This window comes from Mesorhizobium silamurunense (assembly GCF_014843825.1).
Lineage (GTDB): Bacteria > Pseudomonadota > Alphaproteobacteria > Rhizobiales > Rhizobiaceae > Mesorhizobium > Mesorhizobium silamurunense.
Window position 1 is genome coordinate 1 of record NZ_JHQR01000231.1, and the last position, 10,581, is coordinate 10,581.

The 10,581-nt window shown below is 63.4% G+C and carries 8 protein-coding genes and 2 pseudogenes; 6 read left to right on the top strand and 4 right to left on the bottom strand.

Annotated elements, in window-relative coordinates; genetic code table 11:
- Positions 1–204 (bottom strand): annotated as a pseudogene (locus tag DH10_RS25025) (carbohydrate kinase); the annotation flags it as partial.
- 283 nt (positions 205–487) lie between these two features.
- Between DH10_RS25025 and recA the strand changes: the two are divergent.
- The 4 genes and pseudogenes from recA (at position 488) to DH10_RS25045 (ending at position 6,302) form a co-directional block, all read left to right on the top strand.
- The gene (gene recA, locus DH10_RS25030) at positions 488–1,585 is read left to right on the top strand and encodes a recombinase RecA (protein WP_112127716.1); all 1,098 of its coding nucleotides are present in this window, start codon (positions 488–490) and stop codon (positions 1,583–1,585) included.
- Between the two features lie 269 nt (positions 1,586–1,854).
- Positions 1,855–4,516 (top strand): annotated as a pseudogene (gene alaS / locus DH10_RS25035) (alanine--tRNA ligase).
- 8 nt (positions 4,517–4,524) lie between these two features.
- On the top strand, positions 4,525–5,820 hold the full coding sequence (locus tag DH10_RS25040; RefSeq protein WP_192253895.1) for an SDR family oxidoreductase: 1,296 nt from the start codon (positions 4,525–4,527) through the stop codon (positions 5,818–5,820).
- Positions 5,817–6,302: a DUF2269 family protein gene (locus DH10_RS25045; protein ID WP_192253896.1), complete on the top strand. Its 486-nt coding sequence runs from the start codon at positions 5,817–5,819 to the stop codon at positions 6,300–6,302. The genes DH10_RS25040 and DH10_RS25045 overlap by 4 nt, the downstream gene beginning before the upstream one ends.
- A gap of 39 nt (positions 6,303–6,341) precedes the next feature.
- On the opposite strand, the gene DH10_RS25050 is transcribed toward DH10_RS25045, so the two are convergent.
- From DH10_RS25050 to DH10_RS25060, 3 genes are read right to left on the bottom strand one after another with little or no spacing between them, the layout of a single operon-like run.
- Positions 6,342–6,968, bottom strand: coding sequence for a glutathione S-transferase family protein (locus tag DH10_RS25050; RefSeq protein ID WP_192253897.1), 627 nt, complete (start codon positions 6,966–6,968; stop codon positions 6,342–6,344).
- A 5-nt stretch (positions 6,969–6,973) separates the two neighbouring features.
- The gene (locus DH10_RS25055; protein WP_192254044.1) at positions 6,974–7,708 is read right to left on the bottom strand and encodes a hypothetical protein; all 735 of its coding nucleotides are present in this window, start codon (positions 7,706–7,708) and stop codon (positions 6,974–6,976) included.
- A 2-nt stretch (positions 7,709–7,710) separates the two neighbouring features.
- On the bottom strand, positions 7,711–8,922 hold the full coding sequence (locus tag DH10_RS25060) for an NADP-dependent isocitrate dehydrogenase (protein WP_192253898.1): 1,212 nt from the start codon (positions 8,920–8,922) through the stop codon (positions 7,711–7,713).
- 207 nt (positions 8,923–9,129) lie between these two features.
- Between DH10_RS25060 and DH10_RS25065 the strand changes: the two genes are divergently transcribed.
- Positions 9,130–9,969 carry an RNA methyltransferase gene (locus DH10_RS25065; RefSeq protein WP_192253899.1) on the top strand — a complete coding sequence of 280 codons (840 nt, stop codon included), beginning with the start codon at positions 9,130–9,132 and terminating at the stop codon, positions 9,967–9,969.
- Between the two features lie 80 nt (positions 9,970–10,049).
- Complete coding sequence (locus tag DH10_RS25070) at positions 10,050–10,358, top strand: hypothetical protein (RefSeq protein WP_192253900.1); 309 nt, start codon at positions 10,050–10,052, stop codon at positions 10,356–10,358.
- The last annotated feature ends 223 nt before the right edge of the window (positions 10,359–10,581 follow it).

Below are 10,581 nucleotides of genomic sequence, written 5' to 3' on the forward strand. Positions count from 1 at the left end.
CGCCGCGTCGCCGCCGCGCACCGAAAGCAGCGAGGCCGACACGCCGCGCTTCACCATGCTGCGCAGCGCGTTGAAGACGCCGCCGCCGACATCCTCGCGCATGACGCCGGGGTTGGACGCTGCGGGCACATAGGTGCCCGACACCTGGCCGCGCCTGTCGATATGGGCGCCGCCCAGCGCCAGGATTTTTGGGGATGTCGGCATGCCTCGGAGTGGACCTTTGTTGATTGTTCGCGTGCGCACACTAGGTTTCCGCGCATCGCCCCGCAATCGGGGCTGCGATTCGGATCGACCAGGCAATCGGCCCAGGCTGGACCAAATAGGGTATGCGCAAATCCAGCCATGACGGGACAAAAATAGAACAAATCCGGATATCGATTGGTTTTCAGTAGTTTGATGCCTCTTGCCAAGTGAGAACAAAAAAGGTACAAAATGTCAGGGATCGCGGATTGTCCGGCCTTCATTGACGACCAAGGGGTGATGTATCATGGCTCAGAATACTTTGCGGCTTGTAGAGGATAAGGCAGTGGACAAATCAAAGGCTCTGGATGCGGCGCTGTCGCAAATCGAGCGCGCCTTCGGCAAGGGCTCGATCATGCGGCTCGGCGCGAACGAGCAGGTCGTCGAGATCGAAACCGTGCCGACGGGATCGCTTGGTCTCGACATCGCGCTCGGCGTCGGCGGCCTGCCGCGCGGCCGCATCATCGAAATCTACGGGCCGGAAAGCTCGGGCAAGACGACGCTGGCGCTGCACACGGTTGCGGAAGCCCAGAAGAAGGGCGGTATCTGCGCCTTCGTCGATGCCGAGCACGCGCTCGATCCGGTCTATGCCCGCAAGCTCGGCGTCGATCTCGAAAACCTCCTGATCTCGCAGCCCGACACCGGCGAGCAGGCGCTGGAGATCTGCGACACGCTGGTGCGCTCCGGCGCCATCGACGTGCTGGTGGTCGATTCGGTCGCGGCGCTGACGCCGCGCGCCGAAATCGAGGGCGAGATGGGCGATGCGCTGCCGGGTCTCCAGGCCCGCCTGATGAGCCAGGCGCTGCGCAAGCTCACCGCCTCGATCTCGCGCTCCAACACCATGGTCATCTTCATCAACCAGATCCGCATGAAGATCGGCGTCATGTTCGGCTCGCCGGAAACCACCACTGGCGGCAACGCGCTGAAATTCTACGCCTCGGTGCGCCTCGACATCCGCCGCATCGGCTCGGTCAAGGATCGCGACGAGGTGGTCGGCAACCAGACCCGCGTCAAGGTGGTGAAGAACAAGCTGGCCCCGCCCTTCAAGGTGGTCGAGTTCGACATCATGTATGGCGAGGGCGTGTCGAAGACCGGCGAGCTCGTCGATCTCGGGGTCAAGGCCGGCGTGGTCGAAAAGTCGGGCGCCTGGTTCTCCTACAATTCGCAGCGTCTCGGCCAGGGCCGCGAGAACGCCAAGCTGTTCCTGCGCGACAATCCGGATACGGCACGCGAGATCGAGCTGGCGCTCAGGCAGAATGCCGGGCTGATCGCGGAAAAATTCCTCGAGAATGGCGGCTCCGAAGGCGGCGACGACGGCTTCGAAGACGAAGCCGGCGCGATGTAAGGCAACTGCCGGAGTTCGGCCATAATCCGGGTCTATTATCTAAAGCTTATGTAATCGAGTTCCGTAGTACTGCGTTCGAACCGCCGGCCTTCGCGCCGGCGGTTTGCGTTTTGGGCGAGGATACACCCTGCCAGCCGGCGGATTGGTCCAACTCCGTGTTTCTGGACAGGGTCAAGAGCTACGGCTAAAAGGCCAATCTATCTTCTGAAACACGAAGCCCATTTGCCGCCGGCCTTCGCGCCGGCGGTTCCTACGAAAAGGCAGTATCCATGAGTGGCGTGAACGACATCCGGTCGACATTCCTCGACTACTTCCGCAAGGAGGGTCACGAGATCGTCGCCTCCAGCCCGCTGGTGCCGCGCAACGATCCGACGCTGATGTTCACCAACGCCGGCATGGTGCAGTTCAAGAACGTCTTCACCGGCCTGGAGAAGCGTGCCTATTCGCGCGCCTCGACCGCGCAGAAGAGCGTGCGCGCCGGCGGCAAGCACAATGACCTCGACAATGTCGGCTACACCGCGCGCCATCTGACCTTCTTCGAGATGCTCGGCAATTTCTCGTTCGGCGATTACTTCAAAGAGCGCGCGATCGAGCTTGCCTGGAACCTGATCACCAAGGAATTCGGCCTGCCGAAAGACAAGCTCTTGGTCACCGTCTATCACACCGATGACGAGGCGGCTGGCTACTGGAAGAAGATCGCCGGCTTCTCGGACGATCGCATCATCCGCATCCCGACGTCGGACAATTTCTGGGCGATGGGCGACACCGGCCCTTGCGGGCCGTGCTCGGAAATCTTCATCGACCGCGGCGAGCATATCTGGGGCGGCCCGCCCGGCAGCCCGGAAGAGGATGGCGACCGGTTCCTTGAATTCTGGAACCTGGTGTTCATGCAGTATGAGCAGGTGACGAAGGACGAGCGCATTGACCTGCCGCGCCCGTCGATCGACACCGGCATGGGCCTGGAGCGCATGGCGTCCATCCTGCAAGGGGTGGAGAGCGTCTTCGAGACCGACCTGTTCAAGCACCTGATCGACGCCGCGTCCTCGGCGCTGGGGCACGGCCCAACCCAGGAGAACGTCGGCTCGTACCGGGTGATCGCGGACCATCTGCGTTCGTCCTCCTTCCTGGTGGCCGACGGCGTGCTGCCGTCCAACGAAGGCCGCGGCTATGTGCTGCGCCGCATCATGCGCCGTGCCATGCGTCATGCCCAGTTGCTCGGCGCCAAGGAGCCGCTGATGTGGCAGTTGGTTCCGGCACTGGTGCGCGAGATGGGCCAGGCCTATCCGGAACTCGTACGCGGCGAAGCGCTGATCACCGAAACGCTGAAGCTCGAGGAGACGCGCTTCCGCAAGACGCTGGTGCGCGGTCTCGGCCTGCTCGCGGATGCGACGGACACGCTCCATGCCGGCGATATGCTCGACGGCGAGACGGCCTTCAAGCTCTATGACACCTACGGCTTCCCGCTCGATCTGACGCAGGACGCGCTGCGCCAGCGCAACATTTCGGTCGATCTAGCCGGCTTCACCAATGCGATGGAGCGGCAAAAGGCGGAGGCGCGCGCGCATTGGGCGGGCTCCGGTGAAGCAGCGACCGAGACGATCTGGTTTCCGGTGCGCGAGAAGACCGGTGCGACAGAATTCCTCGGCTACGAGACCGAGCAGGCCGAAGGTCTGGTCCAGACGCTGGTCAAGGATGGCAAGACTGTCGACAGCGCCAGCCAGGGCGACGCCGTCGCCGTGGTCGTCAACCAGACGCCGTTCTACGGCGAATCCGGCGGCCAGATGGGCGATACCGGCGTTATTACCGGCGACGGATTCTCGATCGATATCTCCGACACGCAGAAGAAGGCCGATGGGCTGTTCGTGCATCTCGGCAAAGTGACGAGCGGTACGATCAAGACGGGTGCGGCCGTCGAGCTGAAGGTCGACCATGCGCGTCGCTCGAAGCTGCGCGCCAACCATTCCGCGACGCATCTCATCCACGAGGCACTGCGCGAGGTGCTGGGCACCCATGTCGCGCAAAAGGGCTCGCTGGTCGCGCCCGATCGGCTGCGCTTCGACATCTCGCACAACAAGCCGATCTCGCCGGAGGAGCTCGAGGATGTCGAGCGCATGGCGAACGAGATCGTCGTGCAGAACAGCCCGGTGACGACGCGGTTGATGTCGGTCGACGATGCGATTGCCGAAGGCGCGATGGCGCTGTTCGGGGAAAAGTACGGCGACGAGGTGCGCGTCGTGTCGATGGGCACCGGCCTGCATGGCGCCAAAGCCAACCGTCCCTATTCGGTCGAGCTCTGCGGCGGCACGCATGTCAGGTCGACCGGCGATATCGGGCTGGTGCGCATCCTGTCGGACAGCGCGGTGGCGGCCGGCGTGCGGCGCATCGAGGCGCTGACCGGCGAGGCGGCGCGCAGGCACCTCGACGAGCAGGACAGGCGCCTGAAGACTGCCGCGGCGACCTTGAAGATCTCGCCGGCCGACGTGCCGGCGCGCGTCGAGGCGCTGCTCGAGGAGCGCAAGAAGCTCGAAAAGGAATTGACCGAAGCGCGCAAGAAGCTGGCGCTTGGTGCCGGCACGGCCGTGTCCGATGCCCCGCCCGCCAACGAGACCGTCGCCGGCGTCGGCTTCCTCGGCAAGGTGTGTCGCGCCGAAGGACCTGAAGCCGCTGGCGGATGCCGGCAAGAAGACGCTGGGCTCCGGCATTGTCGTCTTTGTCGGTGCCGGCGAGGACAACAAGGCAAGTGTCGTTGTAGGCGTGACCGACGACCTGACCGGCCGCTTCAGCGCCGTCGACCTCGTGCGCGTCGCTTCGGCGGCATTGGGCGGGCAGGGGGGCGGCGGACGTCCCGACATGGCCCAGGCCGGCGGCCCCGACATTTCCAGGGCCAATGATGCGATCGCGGCGGTGAGGGCGGCCCTCGAAGCCGCCTGAGCCAGCGGATGAAGGTCCTCGTCCTTGGCGGCTACGGACTGATCGGAGAAGCCGTCCTCGGACGCTTGATCGAGGACGGCCACGACGTCGTTGGGCTCGGTCGTGACGTCCGCGATGCGCGACGGCGGAAGCCGGGCGCAGAGTGGATCGCGGCGGACATGTCACGACTGCTCGCAGCGGCGGACTGGGCCCGCTTGCTTGCCGGCGTGGAGGCGATTGTGAACGCCGCCGGCGCCTTGCAGGACGGTCCGCGCGACCATCTTGACGCCATCCATCGGCGGTCGGTCGCTGCTCTCGTCACCGCTTGCGAACAGGTCGGTGTGCGCCGGCTGGTACAGATTTCCGCGATCGGTGCCGACCTCAAATCCGAAAACGCGTTCTTTCGCACCAAGGCCGAAGGTGACCGCGCCGTCGAGTCGTCCTCCCTGGATTGGACGATCCTGCGGCCCGGCCTGGTCATCGCGCCCGCCGCCTATGGCGGAACGGCATTGTTGCGCGCGCTGGCCGCGTTTCCATACTTCGTGCCGGCCGTGCTTTCGGACCGGCCGATCCAGACGCTATCCGTTGCGGATGTCGCCGATGCGGTATCGCGGGCCGTCGGCGGGTCTCTGGCGCGCGGGCAGATCATCGATGTGGTCGAGGAACGCGCCAGACCTCTCGGCGCCGTCCTTCTTGAATTTCGAGCCTGGCTCGGCTTGCCGAAGGCGGCGGTCGTAGCGATGCCGGCGATTGTCGGCTGGCTCGCCGGCATGGTCGCCGATGGGCTCGGCCTTCTCGGGTGGCGATCTCCCTTGCGCAGTGCGGCGCTTGCCGCGCTCGACAGGGGCGTCACCGGCAATCCGAAACCCTGGGTCGAAATCATTGGTCGCCCGCCGCAACCCTTGGAAGCAACGCTGGCGGCCATGCCGGCGCATGTTCAGGAACGGTGGTTCGCGCGCCTTTGGCTGCTGAAGCCGATCGTGTTTGCCGTCTTGTCTGTGTTCTGGCTGGTTTCGGGCATTGTCGGGCTTGTCCAGCAGGATGTGGCCGCAGACATCCTCATCTCGCGTGGCCTGCCGGACTTCCTCGCGCGCGGGATGGTTCTGGCCGGAAGTGTTGCCGACATCGTTGTCGGCGCCGCGGTTGTCGTTCGACCCTTCGCACGATCGGCGCTGATGGCGATGATTGCCATCACCTTGCTCTACCTTGCCGCGGCGGCGGCGCTTGCCCCCGATCTGTGGCTCGATCCTCTCGGGGCCATCGTCAAGGCCGTGCCGACGCTTTGCCTCGTCTTGGTGGCTCTTGCAATCCTGGAAGAGCGATGAGCATCTGGGCCGACATATTGCGCTGGCTGCACATGATCGGCGCCACCGCGCTGTTCGGCACCGGTGCCGGCATAGCGTTCTTCATGCTGATGGCGCAGCGGACCGGCAAGCCCGAGATTGTCGCTCACGTCGCCGGCACGGTCGTGGTTGCCGATGCCATCTTCACGGCAACGGCTGTTGTCGTCCAGCCGATCACCGGCGCGTTGCTGGCGCGCGAGATGGGATGGCCGCTCAGCCAAGGCTGGATCGTGCTTTCGTTGCTGCTTTATGCGGTTGCCGGCGCCTTCTGGCTGCCGGTGGTCTGGATCCAGTTGCGCATGCGCGATCTGGCGCGGCACGCGGTCTTGAAAAATGCCCCTCTGCCCGAGGAGGAGAGGCGCCTCTTTCGCATCTGGTTCGCCTGTGGCTTTCCAGCCTTTGGCGCGGTGCTCGCCATTCTCTGGCTGATGGTGGCCCGGCCGGAGATAGGTCTTTGGCCGTAGAACCCGGCCTGAACTGTCGCAGGCCGGGACGCGCTTGCTTCAGCCAGCCTTCTCCGTCTTGGCAAAGCTCGGGCGGTCAGCCATGCGCGAATACCAGCCTTGAATATCGGGAAACCGCGCCAGCATGTCGCGTCCTTCGGCAACCTTGACGAAATAGGCGATGATCGGAGCTGCGTGCAGGTCGGCCAGCGTCAGCTGCTCGCCCAGCAGCCATGGGCCTTTCGCCTTCAGTGAGGTCAGCACTTTCAGCACCGTCTCCGCCTGGATTAGGCCACCGGCGATCAGATCCTCGTCGGCTGGCGCCTTCTCTAGCCGCTCGACCGCGACGTCCCAGACCATGGCGCGGTAGCCATAGGCATCGAGCATGCCAGCAATCTGGCCCATCCTCGCGCGACCGCGCGGATCCGTGGGCTGCAGGGCCGGACCGGCGAAGGCCTCGTCGACATAGCGCGCGATCGCGCCGGTCTCGAACAGGCGAAAACCGTCATGCTCGAAGGCCGGGATGCGGCCGAACGGGTGGTGTTCGAGGTACCAGGCCGGAATGCCGTCGGTCGCGAAGATGTCGACCGGCACCAATTCATAGTCGATGCCCTTCTCCTCCAGCGCAATCCTTACGATACGAACATAGACGCTGTAGTCGGAGCCGTAGATGAGGGGGGTGTTCAAGCTGTTCACTCGCTAAGCTGAAGCCAAATGCGCAAGTCCCCGACCGGTTCGAAGCCGGTTATGTGCGCCACGCGCAGCGCGTCACCATGTTCATATCCCACGAGCGGAAGCCCGTTGGCGTGGGCAAAAGCTGCATTCGCGGCATCTCGATAGACGGTTTCAGCGTCGTTGCCTTTCGCAAACACATTCGATAGGCCCATTGCCTCTGGCGAGCGGTTCACGATGCAGCCGGCATCAAAGCCATCGGTGGTGGCGCGCCCAAAAAATGCAACGCCAGGGTTGTCGAGTATTGCCGGTGGGAACACGCGTCGGTCACTTGGGTTGTCGGAAGCCCATGCATTTTCCCAGGCTCTGAGCGCATCGGCATCACAGATGCGCTGCCATCCAACTGCCATGCGACCACCGGTGTCGCCGATTGCACTATTCGGATCAGCCCATATCCAGCTTGCCCCGAAAAGAAGCTTGAACCCGAGATCGGCAAGGTCGAGCCGACAAAACCCGTCCTTGACTGCAAAGGGACCTTCAAGCGCCAAACTTAACTGCTTGACCGCTTTCAGTTGAAGCTCGATTGGGTCGGAATCCAACGTCGTCAGATTGGAGTAATAAGGTGGAGCCGGCGACTCACTCCACCAAATGAACGGATTTCGGTGCTCCCTTAATCCGAGAGCCCGAAACACCGCTTCGTAGAGATCGGCATTGTTTGCCGCACAGATGCGGACCTTGTCGGCCAAGGTCCGCATCGTCACCCCATGGCCTTCTGCAGATTCTCGTCGATCTTGTCGAGGAAGCCGGTGGTCGACAGCCAGGGCTGGTCGGGGCCGATCAGCAGCGACAGGTCCTTGGTCATGAAGCCGGCCTCGACGGTCTGGATGCAGACCTTTTCCAGCGTCTCGGCGAAGCGCTTCAGTTCGGCATTGTCGTCGAGCTTGGCGCGGTGGGCGAGGCCGCGCGTCCAGGCGAAGATCGAGGCGATCGAATTGGTCGAGGTTTCCTCGCCCTTCTGGTGCTGGCGATAGTGGCGGGTGACAGTGCCGTGCGCGGCTTCCGCTTCCACCGTCTTGCCGTCCGGCGTCATCAGCACCGAGGTCATCAGGCCGAGCGAGCCGAACCCTTGCGCCACCGTGTCGGACTGAACGTCGCCGTCATAGTTCTTGCAGGCCCAGACATAGCCGCCCGACCATTTCAGGCTGGAAGCCACCATGTCGTCGATCAGGCGGTGCTCGTACCAGAGTTTTCTCGCCTTGAACTCAGCCTCGAATTCCTTCTCGTAAACTTCCTGGAAGATGTCCTTGAAGCGGCCGTCATAGGCCTTGAGAATGGTGTTCTTGGTCGACAGATAGACCGGGAAGTTGCGCAGCAGGCCGTAGTTCAGCGAAGCTCGGGCAAACTCGCGGATCGACTCGTCGAGATTGTACATGGCCATCGCGACACCGGCGCCCGGCGCGTCATAGACGTCGTGCTCGATCACTTGGCCGTCCTCGCCGACGAACTTGATCGTCAGCTTGCCCTTGCCGGGGAAGCGGAAGTCGGTGGCGCGGTACTGATCGCCGAAGGCGTGACGGCCGACGACGATCGGCTTGGTCCAGCCCGGCACCAGGCGCGGCACGTTCTTCATGATGATCGGCTCGCGGAAGATGGTGCCGCCGAGGATGTTGCGGATGGTGCCGTTCGGCGACTTCCACATCTTCTTCAGCTTGAATTCCTCGACGCGCGCCTCGTCGGGCGTGATCGTCGCGCATTTCACGCCGACGCCGTATTTCTTGATCGCGTTGGCGGAGTCGATCGTCACCTGGTCATTGGTGGCGTCGCGGTTCTCGATGCCGAGGTCGAAATAGTCCAGCTTGAGGTCGAGATAGGGGTGGATCAGCTTGTCCTTGATGAACTGCCAGATGATGCGGGTCATCTCGTCGCCGTCGAGCTCGACGACCGGGTTCGCCACCTTGATCTTCGCCATGGAAAGAATGCCTCGTTGCTGGGGGATCTGAACGGCCTTGCCCGCATGGTTTCGGCCGGGGTTGCGGAGCGTATATCAAAGCCTTTTTGAGCGCGCAAACCGCGATGAGCCAGCCGCAGACCGGTGCCGCGCTTGTGAATGCTTCATTTTCCGGGCCGGATGTGGCAGGGGACGCCGAAACGCCGCAAACCCTATGTACGGAGAGCCATGCCAGCCGCGAACGATGCCGCCAATCCCGCCGGACCGGCGATCATCCTTGTCGAGCCGCAGCTCGGCGAGAATATCGGCATGGTCGCGCGCGCCATGGCGAATTTCGGCCTTTCGGAGCTGCGCCTGGTCAATCCGCGCGATGGCTGGCCGAGCGAGAAGGCGCGCGCGGCCGCCAGCCGCGCCGACCATGTCATCGATGCGACAAGGGTGTTCGACGACCTTGCCTCGGCGGTCGCCGACCTCAACTTCGTCTTCGCCACCACGGCGCGCGAGCGTGACGGCTTCAAGCCGGTGCGCGGCCCGGTGGAAGCGGGCAGGGCGCTCCGGGCCCGCGTTGGGGCCGGGCTGCGCACCGGGATTCTTTTCGGCCGCGAGCGTTTCGGCCTCTACAATGAAGAGGTCGGCCTCGCCGACGAGATCGTCACTTTTCCGGTCGATCCCAGCTTCTCCTCGCTCAACATCGCGCAAGCCGTGCTGTTGATGTCCTATGAATGGATGAAGTCCAGCCTCGCCGAAGAGACCGCGACCAACTTTTCCGGACCGGAGCTCGTTCCGGCGACCAAGGAACAGCTTCACAGCCTGTTCACCTATCTCGAAGGGGCGCTTGAGGCGCGAGGCTATTTCCGTCCGGAAGAGAAGAAGCCGAAGATGGTCGACAATCTGCGCGCCGTGCTGACGCGGGCGGGCTTCGCCGAGCCGGAGCTTAAGGTGCTGCGCGGCATCATCTCGTCGCTCGACAGGTTTTCTCCGGCAATGCCACGAGGCGACGGCTCGCCGGGAGACGATCCGAGGCGGGTGCCGGCTGCGCGCAGGCGACCAGCGGACAAAGAAAGTTAAAATCTGTAAGAGCCGATCCTTCAAAGTAACCGAATATTATACGGTTTTGATCCATCGTTATTGAAACGGTGGGGTAGAAAATGTTCACGTCCAATATTGGCCGTCTGCGTTTCTTCTTCTATTCGCTAAGCCTGTTCATAGCGGAGGCGGTGGCGGTCGTGCTCTGCATTGCCGGAACGATCGGCTTCGCGGGATTGATCAATTCGATGCCGGGACCTTCGCGGCAAGGCCTGGCCGGTGCCGCGCTTATTGTGTCGCTCATCTTCGTCGCGCTGCGCGGCAATATCGCCTGGCGCCGCTGCCGCGATGCCATGGATCGAGCTGGATCCTGTGGTCCTATATCGTCTTTTCCGGCGTCTATGGCTTCCTGCAGGCAGGCACGCTTCTAGTCATCGATTTCGGCAATCCCGAGAGCGCGCCTGGCGGCCTGAACCTGCTCGGCCTTGCCATATTCGGCCTTTGGTGCACGATCCTGTGGGCGAAGCCTGTCGCAGGAAGCAATATCAATGAGTTGACCGAGGTTTTTGACTTTGAGGGCTCATTGCCGGCACCCGCGCGCGCCGAGCGGACCGCAGCGAGCGTCGCTCCGGCTGCGGCGCAAGCCACGCGTCC

Coding starts and splice junctions, on each gene's coding strand:
- recA (WP_112127716.1), top strand. CDS start 488: ATGGCTCAGAATACTTTGCGGCTTGTAGAGGATAAGGCAGTGGACAAA.
- DH10_RS25040 (WP_192253895.1), top strand. CDS start 4,525: ATGAAGGTCCTCGTCCTTGGCGGCTACGGACTGATCGGAGAAGCCGTC.
- DH10_RS25065 (WP_192253899.1), top strand. CDS start 9,130: ATGCCAGCCGCGAACGATGCCGCCAATCCCGCCGGACCGGCGATCATC.
- DH10_RS25070 (WP_192253900.1), top strand. CDS start 10,050: ATGTTCACGTCCAATATTGGCCGTCTGCGTTTCTTCTTCTATTCGCTA.
- DH10_RS25060 (WP_192253898.1), bottom strand. CDS start 8,922: ATGGCGAAGATCAAGGTGGCGAACCCGGTCGTCGAGCTCGACGGCGAC.
- DH10_RS25055 (WP_192254044.1), bottom strand. CDS start 7,708: ATGCGGACCTTGGCCGACAAGGTCCGCATCTGTGCGGCAAACAATGCC.
- DH10_RS25045 (WP_192253896.1), top strand. CDS start 5,817: ATGAGCATCTGGGCCGACATATTGCGCTGGCTGCACATGATCGGCGCC.